Origin of the sequence: Desulfovibrio sp. 6_1_46AFAA, assembly GCF_000224635.1 — a bacterium.
Taxonomy (GTDB): Bacteria; Desulfobacterota; Desulfovibrionia; order Desulfovibrionales; family Desulfovibrionaceae; genus Desulfovibrio; species Desulfovibrio fairfieldensis.
The window spans coordinates 560,693-580,516 of the sequence record NZ_JH114301.1 but is presented as its reverse complement, the minus strand read 5'-3'; the positions used below and the strand labels follow the sequence as shown (position 1 = coordinate 580,516).

The window sequence follows — 19,824 nt, the reverse complement described above, 5'->3', positions numbered from 1 at the left end:
GACATGCTGCGGGTATAGTATAGGGATGGAAACAAGTCCGCAAGTGACAGCTTCGGCTCAGGGGCCGCTCTGGCTCGTAAGCGTGGGCGGCCGCTGGAATATGGAAGAGCCGTGGCCCGAGGAAGCCGACGCTGCCCTGGCCGGCATTGCGGACCAGCGCGTGCGCGAATTGCGCCTGGAAGCAAATGGTCTGGGCCGGTGGGACACCAGTCTGCTGGTCTTTCTGGTGCAGATGGTCAAGGCCGCGCGCGCCCGCAAGCTGGATGTGGATCTGGCTCTGCCCGAAGGACTGGAACGCCTGCTGCACATGGCCTTCGCCGTTCCCGCGCAGGAAGGCGCGGCCCGCAAAAAAAGCGACGCGACGTTTTTGTCCGGCCTGGGGGACGCGGCCCTGAGCCTGCCGCCCACGGTCGGGGACTTTCTCAGTTTTTGCGGCGAGGTGACGCTCTCCATCTGGCGGCTTTTTCTGGGCCGGTCCAAGATGCGCAGCCAGGATTTCGTGGCCGCCATGTATGAATGCGGGGTGCAGGCCCTGCCCATCATCTCCGTCACCAGCATGCTTTTCGGCCTGATCCTGGCCTTTGTGGGCGCGGTGCAGCTGACCCAGTTCGGCGCGCAGATCTATGTGGCGGGCCTGGTGGGCATCGGCATGCTGCGGGTCATGGGCGCGGTGATGGTGGGCGTGGTCATGTCGGGCCGGGTGGGTGCGGCCTACGCCGCCCTTATCGGCACCATGCAGGTCAACGAAGAGGTGGACGCCCTGGCGACTCTGGGCATCTCGCCCGTGGACTTTCTGGTGCTGCCGCGCGTACTGGCGCTCACGGCCATGGTGCCCCTGCTGACGCTCTACGCCGACCTCATGGGCGTGCTGGGCGGCTATCTGGTGGGTGTCATGATGCTGGACCTCAATCCCATGGAATACATCAACGCCACCACCCAGATGGTGCCCTTCAAGCATGTGCTCATCGGCCTGGTTTACGGTACGATTTTCGGGGTGGTCATTGCCGTGGCCGGTTGTTACCAGGGCATGCGCTGCGGCCGCAGCGCCCAGGCCGTGGGACAGGCCACCACCACGGCGGTGGTCCATTCCATTGTGGGCATCATCGTGGCCACGGCCGCCATCACCGTCATCTGCAACGTACTGGGCGTCTGACATGAGCATGGGCAAAGACAACACCCAAACGGCGGGCGGCACCGGGCCGGACGAACGCGAGATCCGGGTCAGCGTGCGCGGCCTGCAAGTGGGCTACGGCTCCTTTGTGCTCATGCGCAATGTGGAATTCGACGTGCGCGCCGGAGACGTTTTTTTCATTATGGGCGGTTCGGGATGCGGCAAAAGCACGTTGCTGCGGGTGCTCATGGGGCTCAAGCCCCCCCAGGCCGGGCAAGTGCTTTACGGGGGCACGGATTTCTGGGGCGGCGGCGAGGAAGTGCGCCGAAAAATCATGCGCCACGCGGGCGTGCTCTTCCAAGGCGGGGCGTTATGGAGCTCCATGACTCTGGCCGAAAACGTGGGCCTGCCCCTGCAACAGTATACGGATCTGGACGACGAGGAAATCCGCGAACAGGCCTCGCTCAAGCTGGCCCTGGCCGGGCTGGCCGGATTTGAGGATTATTATCCCTCGGAAATCAGCGGCGGCATGCGCAAGCGCGCCGGTCTGGCCCGCGCCCTGGCCCTGGATCCCCAGATCCTCTTCCTGGACGAGCCCTCGGCCGGTCTGGACCCGGTCAGCTCCCACCTGCTGGACGAGCTGATTCTGGAATTGCGGGACACGCTGGGCACCACCTTTGTGATCGTCTCTCACGAACTGGCCAGCATTTTCGCCATTGCCAGCAACAGCATTTTTCTGGACGCGCAGACCCGTTCTGTCACAGCCAGGGGCAATCCCAACGAACTGGTGCGCGATCCCCATACCGAGAAGCGCGCCCTGCTCTTCCTGACCAGAGGCGGCGAACGCCGCGGAGAGGACTCCGCCCGTGACGACGCCGGGGCAGCCACGCCCGACAAGGATACGTCAGAATGACTTCACAAGCATACAAAACTATGGTGGGCGCCTTTGTGCTCGGCGGCATCGGTCTCTTTGCCCTGGGCCTGGTTCTGCTGGCCGGGAACCGCCTGTTCAGCAACGACCTCGAGTACGTGCTCTATTTTGACGGCTCGGTGAGCGGCCTTTCCATCGGCGCGCCCGTGGTCTTCCGCGGCGTGCCCATGGGCAGCGTTACCCAGATCAGCCTGGTAGCCAACTCGCGCGATTCCAACGTGACCATCCCGGTGCACATCCGCATTGACGAAAAAAGCATTGTGCGCGCCGGGGGCAGAGGCATCTCCGAGGCCTTTCAGCAGGAGATCGTCCGCCGCATGGTCCAGCGCGGCCTGCGCGCCCGGCTGCAACTGCAAAGCCTGATCACCGGCCAATACCGCATCGAGCTGGATTTCCACCCGGACACCCCGGCCAATTTCCGCTCCTCCACGCCGGATCTGGAAATTCCCACCATTCCCTCGCCCATTGATACGCTCCAGCGCACCCTGGCCAAATTGCCTCTGGAACAGATGGTCCATTCGCTGGATTCCATTCTGGAAGATCTGGCCCAGGCCCTGGCCGACGGCAAGCTCAAGGAAGGCATCGCCTCCTTTGCCGGCACCTTTGCCGAGGCGCAGCGGATGCTCAAGGACAGCCCCCTGCGCAATGCGGCGGACAGCGCCCTGCAGCAGATCGACGGCGCGGCCCGTGCCGTGCGCCAGGAGCTGCCCGGCGCGCTGGTGGCCTTCCGCGAGGCCATGACCAACATGGCCCAGGCCGCCGAACAGCTGCGCAGGGTTTCGGGTTCGGCCCAGGATGTGCTGGGACGCGACTCGCCCGCCATGAACGATCTGCGCCGCCTGCTCAAGGAAAGCACCGCAGCGGCCCGTGCGCTGCGCGATCTCGCGGACCTGCTTGAACGCAACCCGGAAGCCCTGCTCAAGGGCAGAAAAGGAACACGCTGATGTCACGCCATATCTTTCTTCTGGCCGCGCTGCTGACCCTGCTGACCGCCTGCGGCCGCAGCACGCCCACCAACTACTATCTGCTGGAAAGCTCGCTGGGACCGGTGCAGGCCGACGGCCTGCCCGCCAAAAGCCTGCGCGTGGCCCAGGTCAGCGTGCCCGAGTATCTGGACCGCAGCGGCATTGTCAGCCGCGTGGACGGCCAGACCCAGCTGATCGTGGCCCAGTTCCACGCCTGGGCCGAACCCGTCAGCAACGGCGTGCGCCGCGTCACCCAGGAAGTGCTGACCCCGCCGCTGCTGGCCGGGGGCATCAATGTGCTGCCCTCCGGCGACGAAAGCAGCGGCGATTTCACCCTTTTGCTGGACGTCCAGCGCCTGGACGGCAATTTTGACGACAAGGCCGTGCTGGAGACGCGCTGGACGCTTCGGGACAGGGACAACGCCATCCTCGGCCGCGGCATCTACGCCTCCGAGGAGATGGTGCGGGGCAAAACCTACGACCTGCTGGTGGGCGCGGAAAGCCGTCTGGTGCGTCGCATGGCGGACTATCTGGCCGAAAAGCTGCCGCCGCTGATGCGCGGAAAAAAATCATGAGCAGCCTTGCTTCCGACGCCGTTCCCGCGCCCAGCCGCGTGCTGATCGTGGACGACGCGCCGGAAAACCTGCGCATTCTGAGCGAAAGCCTGCGCGGGGACTATACCATCATGTTCGCCAAAAACGGCCGGGACGCCCTGCGCCTGGCCGGCGGCGAACCCGCGCCGGACATTATTCTGCTGGACGTGATCATGCCCGGCATGAACGGCTATGACGTCTGCCGCCGGCTCAAGGAATTGCCGCGCACCCGCGACATCCCGGTCATGTTCATCACGGCCCAGAACGAAGAGGCCGACGAGGCCGAGGGCCTTTCCCTGGGCGCGCAGGATTATATCAAAAAGCCCTTCCAGGCCTCGCTGGTGCGTAACCGCGTGGCCAACCAGCTCGAATTCAAACGCTACCGCGACCACCTCAAGGAACTGGTGGACGAGCGCACCCGGCAGTTGGCCCTGACCCAGGAAGCCACCATTCACGCCATGGCCAGCCTGGCCGAATGGCGCGACCCGGAAACCGGCGCTCACATCAAACGCACCCAGAATTACGTCCGGGCCCTGGCCGAACATATGGCTACCCTGCCCCAATACGTGGACCGTCTTGATGCGGACGCCATTTCCTGGCTCTATCTGTCCGCGCCCCTGCACGACGTGGGCAAGGTGGCCATTGCCGACGCCGTGCTGCAAAAGCCGGGTCCCCTCACGGACGAGGAGTACGAGGCCATGAAGGAGCATACCGTGCGCGGACGCGCGGTGCTGGCTTCGGCCGAACAGGTGCTGGGCGGTAATTCCTTTTTGCGGGTCGCCAGCGACATTGCCTATTGCCATCACGAACGTTGGGACGGCAAGGGCTACCCGCGCGGGCTCAAAGGCGATGAAATTCCCCTTTCGGCCCGGCTGATGAGCGTGGCCGACGTCTACGACGCCCTGCGCAGCCAGCGCGTCTACAAACCGCCCATGAATCATGAGATGGCCGCTAAAATCATCCTGGCCGGACGCGGCACGCAGTTCGCTCCGGATGTGGTGGACGCCTTCGCGGCCATCCAGGACCGGTTCCGGGACATTGCGGAGCGCTATTCCGATCAGGATGACGCAGGCAAGCGCGTCGACGTCCCCGCGTAAGAAAAAATAGTCATGGCTTGAGCCGTTGCCGTTCGCTTCAATGTGGATATAACGACGCTGGAAAAGTTGATGAACAGGGCGTTCATCGGCTTTTCCAGCTTGTTTTTCAAGAGGAGAACAAAATGCTGAGACAGGCAGTCGCCGCGGATCTGGATCATATAGAAGAAGGATACCAAGAGCATTTTTTACATGAAAGAGAACACGGCGCATTTACCGTCTTTCAAGAGGGTGTTTACCCAACGCGAGAAGATGCAAAGAGAGCTTTGCTGGCTGGGGCCTTATTTGTATACGAAGAGGATAGTACTCCGGCGGGCAGCATCATTGTTGATATGCGGCAGCCGGATGAATATGGGAAAATAGACTGGCCGAGTCAGGCGGCAGCCGAAAAAGTGATGGTCATCCATCTGGTCATTGTACGCCCCGGCATGGCAGGAAAAGGCATTGGTTCGTCACTTGTAAATTACGCGCTGGAAATAGCCAAACAGCGTTCATGCGAGGCAGTCAGACTTGACACAGGCTCACAAAACCTTCCCGCTGTTTCCTTATACAGGAAGCTGGGGTTTGAGCTGGCGGGGACTACCAGCATGAAGGTCGGCGGGTTGATTGCTCACGATAGGCATCTCTTTTTTGAAAAGAGACTATACTACAATTGCGGGGAATAGACGCGAAAAGCAACGCGCGGGCGCATCTGCGCGCTGATCTTAGAGCAGATTACCTTTGAAACGCTGCACGTTTCAAAGGATTCATTCCGGCAAAGCGACCGAAGGCAGCCCGCAACGCGGAAAATGCCCGGCGAACCGGGCATTTTCCGGATAAAAACCCTATTGCCCCCAGGAGTTCCGCCCGCGCAGACCGGATCAGCGCTCGTCGGCGTGCCGGGGCAAATCGTTCTTACTGATTGATCATCACCTTGGCCGGGCGCAGCAGCCGGTCGCCCAGCTTGTAGCCCCGCTGGAGCACGCGGGCCACAGCGCCGGAGGCAAGATCCGGCCGGGCATCAAAGCCCACGGCTTCATGCACTTCCGGGTTGAATTCCTCGCCCTCTTCGCCCAGCGGCGTCAGACCGTGCTTGGTCACCGCCTCCCGCAACAGCTTGCGGGTCATGGCCACGCCCTGAAGCATGTCCTTGCAGGCTTCGTGCTTACTGCCGTATTGCAGGGCCAGATCCAGATTGTCCAGCGTGGGCAACAGATCGCTGAGCACGTTTTCGGCCGCGTAACGCATCTGTTCCTGATGTTCCCGGGTAAGACGCTTTTTGAAATTTTCCATTTCCGCGGCGGCGCGCAGGCGCAGTTCCTCAACCTCGGCCTTGAGGCGCGCCTCGGCGTCAGCCTGGGCTTGGTCCGCCGCGCCCGCGTCTTCCGGCATAAGGGCTTCGTCGCGCAAGGCGTTATCCCACCCGTTGTTATCCGGGCTCATGCCCTCCTGCTCCGGACGGCCTTCGCCGGCCTCGTCCTGAAATTCCTCACCGGCCTGGGCCGACCGCATATATGACTGCATCGTATGACGCCGCATGCTTCCTCCTGAAACGTGCCGCCCTGAAAACGTCATCCCGATGGATGCTTCATGACGGTGTATATCTGTATTGAGTAAGGTCGCCGCGCCGTGCTGTCAAGATGCGGCGGCGCGCGCAGGACATTGCCGGAGCTCCGGACGCTTCTCCAGCAGGCAATACCCAGCATGCGCCTCGACATTCTCGCGGCCCTCCTGTATATTGTCCCGATTGCTGAGAGGACTTGCCTATGACATGCCGTATTCTGACCCTGCAGAACGAACAGGAATGGCCCAAAGCCGCCCAGTGGCTGCAGGGCCGCAGCAACCCCGGCGACGGGGTTGAAAATGCCGTGCGGGACATTCTGGCCGCCGTGCGGGGCAAGGGCGACGAAGCCCTTGTTGACTTTACCCGCCGTTTCGACTGCCCGGATTTCGCCCCGCCCCTGCGCGTAAGCGAACAGGAAATCGCCCGCGCCGCGGCGTCGGTTTCCGTGGAAAGCCGGGAGCAGATCAGCGGGGCCGCCGCCAACATCCGCGCTTTCCACGAAGCCCAGCTGGAGAAATCCTGGTTTCTGACCCGGCCGGACGGCAGCATCCTGGGTCAGCGGGTTCTGCCCGTGGATGCCGTGGGCCTGTACGTGCCCGGCGGCCAGGGAGGCAACACGCCCCTGGTTTCCAGCCTGCTGATGAACGCCATTCCGGCCCAGGTGGCGGGCGTGCCGCGTCTGGCCGTCTGCACGCCGCCCCGCAAGGACGGCAGCGTCAACCCGCACATCCTGGCTGCCGCCCATCTGCTGGATATCGACGAAGTCTACCGCGTGGGCGGGGCCTGGAGCATCGCGGCCCTGGCCTACGGCACGCAGAGTCTGCCGCCGGTGGACGTCATTGCCGGACCGGGCAATATTTATGTGACCACGGCCAAGCGTCTGGTTCAGGGCACAGTGGGCATCGACATGATCGCCGGCCCCAGCGAAGTGCTGGTCCTGGCCGATTCGTCGGCCAATGTGAGCTGGATCGCGGCGGACATGCTCTCTCAGGCCGAGCATGACCCCCTGGCTTCGGCCATCTGCGTCACGGACGATCCCCGCCTGGCCGAAAGCCTGCAGCAGGAACTGGACAACCAGTACGTAAGCCTGCCCAGGGCTCAGATCGCCGGGCGTTCGCTCATGGACTGGGGCGCCATCGTGGTGGTGCCCAACCTCAGTGTGGCCGTGGCCGTGGCCAACCGCGTGGCCCCGGAGCATCTGGAAATCTGCACCCGCGACCCTTGGGCCGTGCTGCCGCACATCCGCCATGCGGGCGCGGTCTTCATGGGGCAGCACAGCCCCGAAGCCGTGGGCGATTATTACGCCGGTCCCAACCATGTGCTGCCCACCCTGGGCACGGCGCGTTTTTCCTCGGCCCTTTCCGTGCAGACCTTCTGCAAAAAAACCAGCATCGTGGCCGCCTCGTCGGCCTTCCTGCTGCAAAATGCCCCGGCCATCGCCGCCCTGGCCCGTCTGGAAGGCCTGGAGGCCCATGCCCGCTCGGTGGAAGCCCGCCGGCACAAATAGAGCATAGCACGCTTGAGATTTCCGCTTTACGGAGGGCAAAGCCCGCCTACGGAAATCTTGCGGCCTTGTTTCACAAGGCCGAGCATTTTAACAGTACAGGGTAATTTTCATTGTGAAAATGCTCTAGCGGCACAACAGGAGCTCATATGAAAGTCGTCGTCAAAACGAACATCACCGCCTATCCTCTGCTTTCGCGCGGCAAAGTGCGCGACATCTACGATGTGGACGAAAAAACGCTGCTCATCGTCACCACGGACCGCATGTCGGCCTTTGACGTGATCATGAGCGAGCCCATTCCCTACAAGGGCGTGATCCTGAACAAGATCACCCTGTTCTGGATGGATAAATTCAAGGACATTATCCCCAACCATCTGCTGGAAAGCGACGTAAACCGTTTTCCGGCCGCCCTGGCCCCCTGGAAGGACGAGCTGGAAGGCCGCGCCGTGCTGGTGCGCAAGGCCAAGCCCCTGCCGGTGGAATGCATCGTGCGCGGCTACATCACGGGTTCCGGCTGGAAGGACTACCAAGCCACGGGCCAGCTCTGCGGCTACAGGCTGCCCGAGGGCCTGCGCGAGTCGGACAAACTTGAGCCCGCCCTGTTCACCCCCTCCACCAAGGCGGAACTGGGCCAGCACGACGAAAACATCAGCGTGGCCGAAGCCGCCCGCCTGCTGGGCGAGGACACGGCCCGTCTGGCGGAAAAAACCTCCCTGGCCATTTACGAGGCCGGGCGCGCCTATGCCTCCGGGCGCGGCATCATCGTGGCGGACACCAAATTTGAATTCGGCTTCATAGACGGCAGCCTGCACCTTATCGACGAAGTGCTCACGCCCGACTCCTCGCGTTTCTGGCCCGCTGACCAGTACAAGGCCGGACAGGGCCAGCCCAGCTTTGATAAGCAGTATCTGCGCGACTGGCTCAAGAAGCAGCCCTGGAATATGCAGCCGCCCCCGCCGCACCTGCCCGAAGAAGTCATTCAGGCCACGGCGGAACGCTACAAGGAAGCCTACGAGATTCTGACCAGCGAAATTTAACGGGCTCGCACCCGCAGGACCAACATTCATTAACCGAAGGCCGGCGCGCCGGCTTGTTTTTAAGGAGAAGCCATGCTGCTGCAAGGTAAAAAGGCCCTGATCATGGGGCTCGCCAACAATAGAAGCATTGCCTACGGCATAGCCTCATGTCTCAAAGCCCAGGGGGCCCGGCTGGCCTTCAACTATGTGGGCGAGGCCATCAAAAAGCGTGTGGAGCCCTTGAGCGAGGAACTCGGCGGGGAATTCACCTTCCAGTGCGACGTCTGCGACGATGCCCAAATTCAGGCCGCCGCCGACCTGGTCAAGGAAAAATGGGGCGATCTGGATATCCTCGTGCATTCCGTGGCCTTTGCCAACCGCCAGGATCTGGTGGGCCGCTTTGTGGACACCTCGCGCGACGGCTTCAAGCTGGCCCTGGAGGTTTCCGCCTATTCGCTCACCGGGCTCTGCCGGGCCTTCGAGCCCCTGCTCCACGACGGCAGCTCAGTGATCACCATGACCTACCACGGCTCCACCAAGATCATCCCCGGCTACAACGTCATGGGCGTGGCCAAGGCCGCCTTGGAAGCCTCGGTGCGCTACCTGGCCTATGATCTGGGCCCCAAGGGCGTGCGCGTCAATGCCCTCAGCGCCGGGCCCATCAAAACCCTGGCCGCCTCGGCGGTATCCAGCCTCAAGGACATCTTCAACCATGTGGAGGCCCACGCCCCCCTGCGCCGCAACGTCAGCACCACGGATGTGGGCGGCGCGGCGGTCTTCCTGGCTTCGGAGCTGTCCCACGCGGTCACCGGTGAAATCATCTACGTGGACAGCGGCTTCAACCAGATCGGCATTTCGGCCTGACGGCGGCGGTATGGATTATCTGACCCTCAACGCTCTGGGCATTACCCTGCTGGCCGCATTCGGGCTCTGGGCCTTCCAGCGCGGCGCGCAAGGCGGTAAAAAACGTCCGCCGCGCTCTGAGGACGACGACAACAAGAAGGACAAGTCCTGAACCGGCCGACGCCGGGGAAAACGCCATGTTCTGGAGTATTCTGGCGATTGTGATTGTGCTGGCTCTGGCCTGGCTGTTCAAAAAAGGCTGTGAAGGCACGCCCTTCGCCAATCACAGCCCGTGAGCGCCAAATATCAATCACCTCCGGTGGAGGGAAAAAAGCGATACGCCCCCCGGCGGCAAGCCGCCGGACAAGTTATGGTAGCACAGACCGCACTTTTTGCTTGCGGCTGACACGGTTTTAGCATATACAGATTCGGCTTTACGGGCGGGTGCCAGCATTCGCCCATCCACGGAGAGGTGTCCGAGCTGGTCTAAGGAGCACGATTGGAAATCGTGTGTACGTTAACAGCGTACCGTGAGTTCGAATCTCACCCTCTCCGCCAGATTTCAAGGGGTTACTGAAAAACAGTAACCCCTTTTTCATTGGTGGAACTTTGACAATTGGTGATTTGATTGGTGATTGCCTCAAAAATGTCCGCCGCTTTCCTGTCCACTTCCAGATCATGCAGATAGATTCGCGTGGTCCTGGGGTTCAGGTGTCCAAGTACCTCTTGTGCTCACTGCGGGTCTTTGAAGTTGGTGGCTATGAAGTGCCGTAGGCTAACCCCCGCGAACGGCTGAAAGAGGGAGAGACGTTGTACCTGCCTTCGACGGCCTGGATACGGGACTGCATCAAGCACTACCAGACGGTTGAACAGATTGGCGGATATTTACTACAGCGCCACCGGGAATTGTCTTTTTGACGTGAAGGGCAATTACGAGTTGCGCGTGGGCGGCAATATGACCCAGACCGCCGCAGGTGCCGGAACGGTGCAATCAAAGGGCAGTATGTCAGTAGGCAGCTCCGCTGAAAGCCTGAATTTGGCCGCAGCCCAACAGGGAAGCATGAGCGGCCCCGGCGGGCTGACATTTGAGGGACCGTCGACGTTCAAGGATAACATTGACGTTGGAGGCGACGTGAAGGTCGGGGCAGCGTGATTGACGCCGGAGGAAACACAAATCACCATTCACATTGATCGGTTCCCGTTTTCCCCCGACCCCCTTGCGGTTGGACTGGGAAGGTGATTACCGCAAATTCTACCGTTTCATTTGGGTTGGGTCATTTCTCATCTTGAAGTTTGTATCTAAATGATTACAATCTTCCTATGTACACAGTCCTTCGTTCATCCGTTCATCGCTCTTTGATGCTTGGCTTTCCAACCTCCGGGATGGAAGGGGACACGCTCGGATAGCGAGTAGAATTAAAACAGTCCAACGCGGTTCATTGGGTGACTATAAATCCTTAGACGGGGGGCTTTTTGAACTGCGTATTGATTATGGGCCAGGGTATCGAGTGTATTTCACGCGAAAAGAAGACGTTATTATATTGCTCCTCATTGGCGGTGATAAATCTTCCCCAAAATGTGATATAGCTCGCGCCCGCGCCATGATGGAGGAATAATATGGATCTACGCAAATTTGCTCCTTTTGATGCCGCAGATTATCTGGATAGCGAAGAAGCCATTGCCGAATACTTGAGTCTTGCGGCTGCCGACCCCGACCCTGGCGTCTTATTGTCTGCTATTGCCGATGTAGCAAAGGCACGTGGTATGGCAAAACTTGCACTGGATTCGGGCCTTGGGCGTGAAAGCCTGTATAAAGCGCTGCGTCCTGGCTCCAAACCACGCTATGAAACAATTGCCAAAATCCTTTCGGCGCTGAATGTAAAAATGCAGATACTCCCGGCTACTGTGGAATCTGCATAATGAAAGCAATACAGAGCGAAGAAAAAATATCTTTTGAGCATAGTCCGGGGAACGTCAATGCCGACCTTGGCATAAAAGACACCGATGAAATGTTCCATAAGGCCAGCTTGGTGGCCAAGATTTCAGACACTATACAGGAAAGAGGCTGGCCCCGGCAGCAGGCGGCCCAACTATTGGGAATGACTCAGCCCAAGCTCTCGCTCATGCTGCGTGGACAATTCCATGACATCAGCATGACACAAGTTCTGAGTTGTTTTACCCGTCTTGGCTACGATGTTCAGATTGTCGTCAGACCGCTACCCGGCCCGCATAGCCGACCGGGTTCCATCCATGTGGTGTTCCCGTAACACTTCCCATTTTCCCTTTTCTCATCATCCCCGACCATCCGGCGGGGGGTTTTCTCCATACAACAAACCGGCAAGTTTGCGCTTGCCGGGGGCCGTGGGCGGCGTTGTCGCGTCGCTCGGTGGGGGCCTAACCGCCCCCGCCTGCCTTCAGAAAATTACTTGCCAAGAATCGCCCAAGCACAGCGCATATCGAGATAATCAGCCCACGCCTGCAACATTTTGTGTCGCTCCGTAAGCAGGTCTGAACGCTGGTAGGCTGTGGCTGATTTATGGATTTCTCCCGGTGAAAACGCGAAACGCTTCGCAAGCCTGGGACATGATGCGAAAATCTTCCCCTTTCTGGTCGATGCGACGAAAGAGTTACCATTCGCTCATGAATATTTCGACATGATCATCAGCGTGAACTCATACCAGTATTTTGGCGGGAACGAGGCCATGCTGCCGAAACTCCTGTCCTTTGTGAAGAAAGGCGGACTGATGGCGGCGGCCGTACCCGGATTCACACAAGACTTCCCCGAAGGGCAACTGCCGAAGGAGGTTCAGCCCTTCTGGATGCCCGAGTGGTATTTTTATTCCTGCGACTGGTGGCGGGCATTATGGGAAAAAGAACCCGGCATAACGATCACTGCGTTGCGTGAAATGAGTTCATGCAAGCAGGCCTGGGATGATTGGCTGCAATCTCCCTCCCCGCATGCGCAACACTATGTTGCCATGATGGAAGCGGGAGTTGGAAAATATTTCAATATTATCCAGATGGTAGCTCAAAAAGTTTAATCAGTGACCGCATGTGAATCTGCTTTGACCACTCCCCCAAAGCACAGCGCACAGCAAGGCGTTCACACAGCAAGCGTCTTGGCGGATGCGTCTGATGCCTTCTGTGTGCAGTTGGAAAGGCGGGATTTGCCCAACCGACACGGAAATGTCCCGGTAAGCTCTTACCGCTTAAAAGTCTCATCCCGACGTCCTGTCGTCCTTTTTGCGTAAACAGCCCCCAAGGCCATGCCAAGCGGGCTGTTTACCTGCCAATCGGATGAATGGTTGATTCTTCGCCACACAAAATCCCAACCATTTCAGGGAACTATAATATTCTCGTTTTTATTGGCGGCAGAGCGACGACGAAATTTCGCCGGTTAATTTATCTTTGTAATATCAAGTAATTATAACATACTATATGCTTTCCTATTTCAAAGCCTATGGCGAAACCTCGCCATATAGCAATAATGATATCAATCAACAGTCTAATTTTATTAAATTTTACACTATGGAATAGCTCTTGCTATAAAGAAGATCGATATATTATCCTCTTACCAGCAACAGGAGACCGTTATGCCGACCCCAGCGTATATGACCATTACCGGCGAGCGTCAGGGCAACATCACCGCCAACAACTTTACCGAAGCCTCGGTGGGCAACATCTATCAGGAAGGGCACGAAAACGAGACCCTTATCGAGGCCTTCGAGCACAAAATCCTGCTGCCTCGCGATCCGCAGTCCGGCCAGCCCACGGGCCAGCGCGTGCACCAGCCCCTGAAGATCACCAAGGTCATGGACAAGTGCTCTCCCCTGCTCTACCGCGCCCTGACCAGCGGCGAGCGTTTGCCCAAGGTGGAACTCAAATTCTACCGCACCTCGGCCCAGGGCACCATGGAACATTATTTCACCATGACGCTGGAAGACGCCATTATTACGGACATCACCACCTACATGCCCAACTGTCAGGACCCCGGCATGGCGCATTTCACCCATCTTGAGGACGTGCAGTTCACGTACCGCAAGCTCACCAAGACCCACGAAATCGCCAGCACCTCGGAAAGCGACGACTGGCGCAAGCCGCAGAGCGCCTAGCCGCCTGGGGCGCGGTTGTCGGACGCCAGCGGCGGCCGCGCCCCGAGTCCGACGCCTTGAAGCGGCGTAACCCTCGGCCCCGGAGTTCCCATGACCCAGATGCTTGCCGCCAATGCCTCCTGGTTCAACTTCACCGCCCAGAGCGGCGACTTCGGCGTGTACGCCTTCTCGGGTTTCGAGGAGGTCTGCAAGCCGTATGAGTTCAGCATTGAACTGGCCAGCCGCTCGGCCAACGTGGACCTTACGGCCCTGCTGGGCACTCCGGCCTGCCTTTCCATTGCCGACCGCAGCGGCGGCGAACGCCTGGTCCACGGCCTGATCCGCGAGATGGAGCAGCTCCACACCGCCAATCGCTTCACCCACTACCGTTGTTCCCTGGTGCCGCGCCTCTGGTTTCTGGGCCAGATCCGCGATCATCGTATTTTTCAGAATCTCTCGGTGGTGGAAATCATCCAGCGGATTCTCAAGGAGCAGGGCTTCACGGCCGACGGCTCGTCCTTCAAGCTCTCCTACAGCTATGAGCCGCGCGAGTATTGCGTGCAGTACGGCGAAACGGACCTGCACTTCATCACCCGCCTGTGCGAGGAAGAAGGCATTTATTTTTACTTTGAGCACAACCGGGACAGCCACTGCCTCTGCTTCTGCGACCGCGAGGGCGGCCCCAAAATCCCCGGGCAGAGCGATCTGCGCTTTTTCCCCGGCTCGGGCCAACGCTCGGATACGGCGGTCATCACCCGCCTGACCCTGCACGAACAGGTCAACAGCAATGCCACAACGTATCGCGAGTGGAACTTTGAACACCCTAAATTATCTCTGGAAGTAAAAAAACAGGAACCGGACAAAGAAGCGGCCCCCACCCCGCCGGGTATGCTGCTGGAACAGTACCAGTACCCACACCTCTACCAATTGCAAAAAACCGGCACGCGCTATGCGGACTTGCAACTCTTACGCCAGTTGACCTTCCGGCAGTGGATAGAGACGAAATCAGACATCTCCCGCTACCTGCCCAGTTATACCTTCACTATCCACGACCATCCTCGGGACGATGTAAACACAGGCTGGTGGATAGTGTCCGTGCGCCACGAGGGTGAACAACCCGGCGTACTGGAACACGAAGCCCCGGACGGGCGCGGCCTGCACTATGCCTCGCGGGTCAGGGCCATTCCGGAGATGACCCGTTTCATTCCGGCCCTGGAGCATCCCAAAAACCTGGTTGAAGGCCTGCAATCCGCCCTGGTCACCGGGCCCGGCGACGAAGAAGTATTCACCGACCAGTATGGCCGCGTGAAAGTGCAGTTCCATTGGGATCGTGAGGGCGCATACGATGAAAAAACCACCTGCTGGGTGCGCGTTGCCGACACCTGGGCGGGTGACAATTTCGGATTTATCCAAATTCCCCGTATCGGGCAGGAAGTTATCATCGAATATATGGAAGGCGACCCGGACCGGCCCGTCATTACCGGCCGGGTATACAACACCTTGCTGATGCCGCCGTGGCGGCTGCCGAGCCAGAAAACGCTTTCGGGTATCCAAAGCAAAGAGTTTCGCGCGGGGCGCCGCAACCAGCTTATTCTTGACGATACGCAGAACGAAATTCAGGTGCAGGTAACCAGTGACCATCACCTGTCACAAATAAACCTGGGGTATTTGACGCGCATCGACCATATTGAAGGGCGCAAGGAGTTCCGTGGCGAAGGGTTTGAATTGCGTACAGACGGATGGGGGGTGCTGCGTGCCGGAAAAGGAATGCATCTCACGACTGTCCCCCGTTCCGGTATAGGGCACCACCAGAAAGATATGCGCGAAGCGGATAATAATTTGCGTGGAGCCGCAGCGCAACATGAAGAAACCAGCAAGCTCGCGCAAGCGCATAACGCGCAGGACTCCGGAACGGATGGAGAAGTGGTGTTCAACGCGCTGCACAAACAGGTGGATGAAGTACATGGCAACGGCGAACCACATGGTGAGTTGACCTCTCCGCACATGATGCTCTCCAGCCCTTCGGGCATAGCGCTGACCGCGATGGATTCTATCCATGCGCACAGCGCCGAGAACACAGCCATCACCACGGGGCGGCATTTATCCCTGAGCACGGGCCGCAGTCTCCTGGGCAGCGCCCTTGATCGCATCAGTCTTTTTGCACATAGGCTGGGAGTGCGCCTTTTCGCCGGACAAGGAAAGGTGGAAATTCAGGCCCAATCCGACGACATGGACATCATCGCCGACAAGGTGCTGAAACTCATCAGCGCCAAGGCCTCTATACAGTTGACGGCAGCGAAAGAGATCACACTGCTTGCGGACGGCAGCTATATCCGCATCAACGGCAACGGCATAGAACAAGGGACCAAGGGCAAATGGACCGTGTACGCCAACACCCGTAAAATGCTTGGCGGAAAAGACATGCAGCCCCCTGAAACAGAACTGCCGTCAGGCGCCACACAGTTTAATGAGGAATTTTGCCTTAAGGACAGTATGACCGGAGAATTGTTGGCGAATACCCGTTATGAAGTACATTTTGATGACGGCAGTGTGGTTTCCGGCACAACAGGCGAAGATGGAATAATCCCGATACAGAGGCGCTTACATCCGGCAAAACTCACCATCAAAATATTGGGCAAGGAGTGATGCCATGAGCGATGAACTCAGTGTTCGCTGTGTTGCTTCTGCACAAGATGAAGATCCTGCTAAAGATGCGGCGTATTGGCAGCTGACGCCGAAAAACCAGTGCGATACGGTTACTATATTCGTGGACAGGCGGAAGATAATCCCTGTGCTCTTTCTTCCTGGTATCATGGGTACGAATTTGAAAAATAAAAAACTTGGTGGAGATCCTGTGTGGTCACCACCAAACAATATTTTTTCAGGGATTGTCACTCTGCTGGAATATTTAGGGAAGAATGCAAGTAGGCGGGCTGCCGAACTCGACCCGGACGCGACACAGGTTGATGACGGCGGCACCATAAATAACGCTCCCTTGCTGGAAAGTCATGAAGCTCAACACATTCGTCATTGGGGAGAAATATACAGCAAATGCTATCACCCCTTCATGGCACGTTTACAGTCGCGGCTGAACAGGGTTTACAGTGAACATACCTTTAGCGGGAAACGTCCATTGGTAAATAATTGGGAGGAAATGCTCAAGCATGATCCGCTTCTATCCGGTCAGGTGACACAAAAAGGGGCTCTTGTGAAACCTTGCCTGACCCAGGCGGAACTTGATCACATTAACCATTTCCGATTCGAGGTCTGGGCAGGAGGATATAACTGGCTGCAAAGCAATGCGAAGTCAGCGGAAGCTATCGAAAGGCGCATTGATGAAATTATCGGTTTTTATAAAGAAGGCCTTTTGGCAACAAAAAAAGTGCTCATCATCACGCACTCCATGGGCGGTCTTGTTGCAAGAGCCCTTGTGCAACAATTGAAAGACGAGGCACAAAACAAAATTCTCGGCGTTATCCACGGCGCCATGCCTGCCAACGGCGCGGCGGAAACTTATGCCAATATGCGCCAGGGCATCAAGGGCCTCATGGGGTATGTGGTGGGCAAGGATGCGGAACAGGTGACCGCCTGCTGGGCTATGCCCAAGGCGGGCTGGAATTGCTGCCTTTCGGCGGCAGATACTGCATGGAGGAAACACTCGGCGTGCCCTGGTTGTATTTTAAAGAAAACGGCAACGGGAAATACTTGCCCACGGGGGATAATCCCTATGATGAAATTTACAAAGAGAAAAAATGGTACGGCCTCATCCCCTCTGCCAATGAAGCGAAAATCCCTAAAAAACAAACCGCGCCTGAAGAGGATGCGGAAAAAACCAGGCTAACATTTAGGGAAAAATTTGAGTTTCTGATTAGAGATGTAAAAAAATTTCACGAAATAATACGCGGTAAATACTTTCCGGACACCTTTGCTTTCTGGGGCTGTGACGACGCATTGCCGGCCGTGGGCGCGGTATCATGGGACGCCATGCCGTTGGGTAAAAAACCCGCGCACCCTCAAGATATAACCGACACCGGCAAAGGGGCCGCCTTTGACGGCGCGCGCTGGTGCAAATTGGTGGAGCACAAAAACCCCGGCGACGGTACTGTACCCTACGCATCGTGGAAAAAAGACAGGGCATTGCCGCGTATGACCTTTCTGCACGGCAAGGCGAAGCAACCCGCGCTGAGCGGAACCGCCGGCTATGAACACCAAGCGGCTTTTAATGACGAACGGGCCTTGTGGGTTTCGTTATACGGGGCCGTGAAACTGGTCTCTGAAAAAGTTCCTTTACCCGGCAAGTGAGGCATGTATGAACTTCCACCCACGATTGACAGTATTGTTTCTTTTTCTGTTTCTCTGCGCCTGTGTCCATTCAACTATGGGAAATGCTCAAGGAGTCATTGTGGATACATCAAACTGGAAAACACACGCGGCGGGCCGCTTTTTAGTCGCCCTTCCCCCGGATGCCCAAGTCGAATTTACCGCGCAAATATGGAAAACCGATTTGGAGTGGCGTAAAGACCTGACCCCGGAAAGTGCCCAAGCGGAAATACAGAAAAAGATAGCTCATTATAAATCTATTCCGCATGAACTAATAGATGGAACACAGTTTATAGACACATTTTCTCTCTCTGGTGGAGGAGGAGTAGTACAACATTGGGCTAGAGCGTATGATGATAATGTATCTTTAATGGAATGCTATTTTGTATCACAAGATAACAAGAAACGTGTCTATTATTATGCGTATGAAGTGGGGAAAAGCAGCTTTGCCGCTGGCCGCAAGGATGTGGAAGAAATGGCAAAGACGTTTTACGCGCGTGACGATTGGGATCCGCTTCCCACAGAACCAGGGTATGCCTTTCCCGGCGGATTTTCCAAACACAGCGGTGAATGGCGCGCGGAACGAGCCATACTGGCCTTCAACAGCCCCTCCTATCCAGGCATAGCGGGGTATTTTGCCTGCTACAGTTTTGGCAAAAAACAGGGAAAAATGTTCGACCAGGAAGACTTTAATGAGCGCCTTGCGGCCATCGCCTCTAAAATAACCATTTTGCAAAAAGGCGACTGCGTGGTGAACGGCTATGAAGCCCAGGAGCTGTGCGCTGCCTCCACAGAAAACGGCAGGCGCATGTACAATTTTGATATGGAAATACCCTGCCAAGGCAAGGAGCTGGCCGGGCCACAGCTTATCCTCCATTTGTTCAGTAAGCGCGGCGAACAAGGTAACGGTTTCATCTCTGACAAAGAAGCCATTGCGGTATGGAACGCCATAAGAGACTCCATTCGACTGCGCCCCGGTGCTGTGTAATTACAGGCGCCGCAGGATACTCGATACCTAGAGAGGAATACTATGTCCTGCTCCATAGATAATCGCGGAATTATCCGCCTTGGTGACTCCACAACTCATGGAGGAACCGTTGTTCAGGTTGCAAGCACGACTACCGTTGATGGCATTCGTATCGCGCGCATCGGCGACATCGTGACGTGCCCAAAATGCAAAGGCATATACAGCATTGTTGAAGGCCAAGCCACATACACTGATCAAGGTGTCCCCGTCGCTTTGCACGGGCACAAAACTTCCTGCGGCGCAGCACTAATCACCTCACTGCCATAAACTGTAATACCGGGCGCCCTTCAATCCGTTGGGCAGGAACTACCCAAGGCTGTCAATGCTCGTCAAAGCTCCAGGCAACTATGCGTCTGTAGGCACACTAGGGCCTGTTAACACTATTTCAGAGCTATAACAATTAACGCAAAGACGACAAAGGCCAGGAACATGACATCGAGCTTATCGAACCGAGTAAAAACACGGCGGAAGCCTTTGAGCCTCCTGAAAAGCCGTTCTACCTCATTACGTCTTTTGTATAGCTCTTTGTCATACTCCCACGGTTTCAGTCGGTTGGGATTGGGCGGCACCACCGGAGTGAAGCCCAACTCACGTCCCAAGCGAGTCGTTTCATTACCCTCATATGCGCCATCCATAAGCAAGCTGCACGGCGCTGGCATCGGCCCCAACTGGACAAGCAGCCTGCGCCCCTCGGGGGCATCGCCGGCGTTGCCGGGAGTGAGGCTGAAATTCAACGCGCATTCAGCATTCGCGGCAACCATATGAAGCTTGGTCGTCCACGCCGCC

General features: G+C 57.8%; 23 protein-coding genes and 1 tRNA gene. 22 read left to right on the top strand and 2 right to left on the bottom strand.

Annotated features, from left to right (window positions below):
- Nucleotides 1–25: 25 nt before the first annotated feature.
- The 6 genes from HMPREF1022_RS05960 (at nucleotide 26) to HMPREF1022_RS05935 (ending at nucleotide 5,359) form a co-directional block, all read left to right on the top strand.
- Nucleotides 26–1,153, top strand: a complete 1,128-nt coding sequence (locus HMPREF1022_RS05960) for an MlaE family ABC transporter permease (protein ID WP_035060724.1) — start codon at nucleotides 26–28, stop codon at nucleotides 1,151–1,153.
- Nucleotide 1,154: 1 nt separating this feature from the next.
- A complete protein-coding gene (locus tag HMPREF1022_RS05955; protein WP_009302334.1) occupies nucleotides 1,155–2,024 on the top strand; it encodes an ABC transporter ATP-binding protein in 870 nt (289 codons plus the stop codon).
- On the top strand, nucleotides 2,021–2,986 hold the full coding sequence (locus HMPREF1022_RS05950; RefSeq protein ID WP_008684963.1) for an MlaD family protein: 966 nt from the start codon (nucleotides 2,021–2,023) through the stop codon (nucleotides 2,984–2,986). The genes HMPREF1022_RS05955 and HMPREF1022_RS05950 overlap by 4 nt, the downstream gene beginning before the upstream one ends.
- Nucleotides 2,986–3,582, top strand: coding sequence for a PqiC family protein (locus HMPREF1022_RS05945; protein WP_008684964.1), 597 nt, complete (start codon nucleotides 2,986–2,988; stop codon nucleotides 3,580–3,582). The genes HMPREF1022_RS05950 and HMPREF1022_RS05945 overlap by 1 nt, the downstream gene beginning before the upstream one ends.
- Nucleotides 3,579–4,697 (top strand): HD-GYP domain-containing protein, encoded by a 1,119-nt coding sequence (locus HMPREF1022_RS05940; protein WP_008684965.1) that lies wholly within the window; start codon nucleotides 3,579–3,581, stop codon nucleotides 4,695–4,697. Before HMPREF1022_RS05945 ends, HMPREF1022_RS05940 begins: the two co-directional genes overlap by 4 nt.
- A 122-nt stretch (nucleotides 4,698–4,819) precedes the next feature.
- Nucleotides 4,820–5,359: a GNAT family N-acetyltransferase gene (locus HMPREF1022_RS05935; protein ID WP_009302333.1), complete on the top strand. Its 540-nt coding sequence runs from the start codon at nucleotides 4,820–4,822 to the stop codon at nucleotides 5,357–5,359.
- A gap of 229 nt (nucleotides 5,360–5,588) precedes the next feature.
- Here HMPREF1022_RS05935 and grpE read toward each other — a convergent pair whose 3' ends face one another.
- Nucleotides 5,589–6,116 carry a nucleotide exchange factor GrpE gene (gene grpE, locus HMPREF1022_RS05930; protein WP_442852262.1) on the bottom strand — a complete coding sequence of 176 codons (528 nt, stop codon included), beginning with the start codon at nucleotides 6,114–6,116 and terminating at the stop codon, nucleotides 5,589–5,591.
- A gap of 323 nt (nucleotides 6,117–6,439) precedes the next feature.
- Between grpE and hisD the strand changes: the two genes are divergently transcribed.
- The 16 genes from hisD (at nucleotide 6,440) to HMPREF1022_RS17135 (ending at nucleotide 19,305) form a co-directional block, all read left to right on the top strand.
- Nucleotides 6,440–7,744, top strand: a complete 1,305-nt coding sequence (gene hisD, locus HMPREF1022_RS05925) for a histidinol dehydrogenase (RefSeq protein WP_008684969.1) — start codon at nucleotides 6,440–6,442, stop codon at nucleotides 7,742–7,744.
- Between the two features lie 146 nt (nucleotides 7,745–7,890).
- Nucleotides 7,891–8,778 carry a phosphoribosylaminoimidazolesuccinocarboxamide synthase gene (locus tag HMPREF1022_RS05920; protein ID WP_009302332.1) on the top strand — a complete coding sequence of 296 codons (888 nt, stop codon included), beginning with the start codon at nucleotides 7,891–7,893 and terminating at the stop codon, nucleotides 8,776–8,778.
- 72 nt (nucleotides 8,779–8,850) lie between these two features.
- A complete protein-coding gene (locus tag HMPREF1022_RS05915; protein WP_008684971.1) occupies nucleotides 8,851–9,621 on the top strand; it encodes an enoyl-ACP reductase FabI in 771 nt (256 codons plus the stop codon).
- A gap of 10 nt (nucleotides 9,622–9,631) precedes the next feature.
- Complete coding sequence (locus tag HMPREF1022_RS18005; RefSeq protein ID WP_009302331.1) at nucleotides 9,632–9,772, top strand: hypothetical protein; 141 nt, start codon at nucleotides 9,632–9,634, stop codon at nucleotides 9,770–9,772.
- Between the two features lie 294 nt (nucleotides 9,773–10,066).
- Nucleotides 10,067–10,158, top strand: a tRNA-Ser gene (locus HMPREF1022_RS05910).
- Between the two features lie 316 nt (nucleotides 10,159–10,474).
- Nucleotides 10,475–10,753, top strand: a complete 279-nt coding sequence (locus tag HMPREF1022_RS05905) for a hypothetical protein (RefSeq protein ID WP_008684972.1) — start codon at nucleotides 10,475–10,477, stop codon at nucleotides 10,751–10,753.
- 187 nt (nucleotides 10,754–10,940) lie between these two features.
- A complete protein-coding gene (locus tag HMPREF1022_RS17150; protein ID WP_035060716.1) occupies nucleotides 10,941–11,216 on the top strand; it encodes a type II toxin-antitoxin system RelE/ParE family toxin in 276 nt (91 codons plus the stop codon).
- A 1-nt stretch (nucleotide 11,217) separates the two neighbouring features.
- Complete coding sequence (locus tag HMPREF1022_RS05895; RefSeq protein WP_008684973.1) at nucleotides 11,218–11,520, top strand: addiction module antidote protein; 303 nt, start codon at nucleotides 11,218–11,220, stop codon at nucleotides 11,518–11,520.
- A complete protein-coding gene (locus HMPREF1022_RS05890) occupies nucleotides 11,520–11,867 on the top strand; it encodes a helix-turn-helix domain-containing protein (protein WP_008684974.1) in 348 nt (115 codons plus the stop codon). The genes HMPREF1022_RS05895 and HMPREF1022_RS05890 overlap by 1 nt, the downstream gene beginning before the upstream one ends.
- Before the next feature lie 258 nt (nucleotides 11,868–12,125).
- A complete protein-coding gene (locus HMPREF1022_RS05885; protein ID WP_198005323.1) occupies nucleotides 12,126–12,641 on the top strand; it encodes a class I SAM-dependent methyltransferase in 516 nt (171 codons plus the stop codon).
- A gap of 552 nt (nucleotides 12,642–13,193) precedes the next feature.
- Nucleotides 13,194–13,712, top strand: a complete 519-nt coding sequence (locus HMPREF1022_RS05880; protein WP_008684977.1) for an Hcp family type VI secretion system effector — start codon at nucleotides 13,194–13,196, stop codon at nucleotides 13,710–13,712.
- Nucleotides 13,713–13,802: 90 nt separating this feature from the next.
- A complete protein-coding gene (locus tag HMPREF1022_RS05875; protein ID WP_009302328.1) occupies nucleotides 13,803–16,337 on the top strand; it encodes a type VI secretion system Vgr family protein in 2,535 nt (844 codons plus the stop codon).
- 4 nt (nucleotides 16,338–16,341) lie between these two features.
- Nucleotides 16,342–17,532: an esterase/lipase family protein gene (locus tag HMPREF1022_RS17145; RefSeq protein WP_009302327.1), complete on the top strand. Its 1,191-nt coding sequence runs from the start codon at nucleotides 16,342–16,344 to the stop codon at nucleotides 17,530–17,532.
- Between the two features lie 143 nt (nucleotides 17,533–17,675).
- The gene (locus HMPREF1022_RS18860; protein ID WP_083823246.1) at nucleotides 17,676–17,993 is read left to right on the top strand and encodes a hypothetical protein; all 318 of its coding nucleotides are present in this window, start codon (nucleotides 17,676–17,678) and stop codon (nucleotides 17,991–17,993) included.
- Nucleotides 17,994–18,093: 100 nt separating this feature from the next.
- The gene (locus tag HMPREF1022_RS16530; RefSeq protein WP_156802857.1) at nucleotides 18,094–18,999 is read left to right on the top strand and encodes a T6SS immunity protein Tli4 family protein; all 906 of its coding nucleotides are present in this window, start codon (nucleotides 18,094–18,096) and stop codon (nucleotides 18,997–18,999) included.
- 42 nt (nucleotides 19,000–19,041) lie between these two features.
- Nucleotides 19,042–19,305 (top strand): PAAR domain-containing protein, encoded by a 264-nt coding sequence (locus tag HMPREF1022_RS17135; protein WP_083823245.1) that lies wholly within the window; start codon nucleotides 19,042–19,044, stop codon nucleotides 19,303–19,305.
- Nucleotides 19,306–19,418: 113 nt separating this feature from the next.
- Here HMPREF1022_RS17135 and HMPREF1022_RS05860 read toward each other — a convergent pair.
- On the bottom strand, nucleotides 19,419–19,824 hold a 406-nt coding region (locus HMPREF1022_RS05860; RefSeq protein WP_009302325.1), incomplete at its 5' end, for an IS5 family transposase.

Bases quoted from the DNA above. Each gene is read 5' to 3' on its own strand.
- HMPREF1022_RS05960 (WP_035060724.1), top strand. From the start codon at position 26: ATGGAAACAAGTCCGCAAGTGACAGCTTCGGCTCAGGGGCCGCTCTGG.
- HMPREF1022_RS05955 (WP_009302334.1), top strand. From the start codon at position 1,155: ATGAGCATGGGCAAAGACAACACCCAAACGGCGGGCGGCACCGGGCCG.
- HMPREF1022_RS05950 (WP_008684963.1), top strand. From the start codon at position 2,021: ATGACTTCACAAGCATACAAAACTATGGTGGGCGCCTTTGTGCTCGGC.
- HMPREF1022_RS05945 (WP_008684964.1), top strand. From the start codon at position 2,986: ATGTCACGCCATATCTTTCTTCTGGCCGCGCTGCTGACCCTGCTGACC.
- HMPREF1022_RS05940 (WP_008684965.1), top strand. From the start codon at position 3,579: ATGAGCAGCCTTGCTTCCGACGCCGTTCCCGCGCCCAGCCGCGTGCTG.
- HMPREF1022_RS05935 (WP_009302333.1), top strand. From the start codon at position 4,820: ATGCTGAGACAGGCAGTCGCCGCGGATCTGGATCATATAGAAGAAGGA.
- grpE (WP_442852262.1), bottom strand. From the start codon at position 6,116: ATGAGCCCGGATAACAACGGGTGGGATAACGCCTTGCGCGACGAAGCC.
- hisD (WP_008684969.1), top strand. From the start codon at position 6,440: ATGACATGCCGTATTCTGACCCTGCAGAACGAACAGGAATGGCCCAAA.
- HMPREF1022_RS05920 (WP_009302332.1), top strand. From the start codon at position 7,891: ATGAAAGTCGTCGTCAAAACGAACATCACCGCCTATCCTCTGCTTTCG.
- HMPREF1022_RS05915 (WP_008684971.1), top strand. From the start codon at position 8,851: ATGCTGCTGCAAGGTAAAAAGGCCCTGATCATGGGGCTCGCCAACAAT.
- HMPREF1022_RS18005 (WP_009302331.1), top strand. From the start codon at position 9,632: ATGGATTATCTGACCCTCAACGCTCTGGGCATTACCCTGCTGGCCGCA.
- HMPREF1022_RS05895 (WP_008684973.1), top strand. From the start codon at position 11,218: ATGGATCTACGCAAATTTGCTCCTTTTGATGCCGCAGATTATCTGGAT.
- HMPREF1022_RS05890 (WP_008684974.1), top strand. From the start codon at position 11,520: ATGAAAGCAATACAGAGCGAAGAAAAAATATCTTTTGAGCATAGTCCG.
- HMPREF1022_RS05880 (WP_008684977.1), top strand. From the start codon at position 13,194: ATGCCGACCCCAGCGTATATGACCATTACCGGCGAGCGTCAGGGCAAC.
- HMPREF1022_RS05875 (WP_009302328.1), top strand. From the start codon at position 13,803: ATGACCCAGATGCTTGCCGCCAATGCCTCCTGGTTCAACTTCACCGCC.
- HMPREF1022_RS17145 (WP_009302327.1), top strand. From the start codon at position 16,342: ATGAGCGATGAACTCAGTGTTCGCTGTGTTGCTTCTGCACAAGATGAA.
- HMPREF1022_RS18860 (WP_083823246.1), top strand. From the start codon at position 17,676: ATGCCGTTGGGTAAAAAACCCGCGCACCCTCAAGATATAACCGACACC.
- HMPREF1022_RS17135 (WP_083823245.1), top strand. From the start codon at position 19,042: ATGTCCTGCTCCATAGATAATCGCGGAATTATCCGCCTTGGTGACTCC.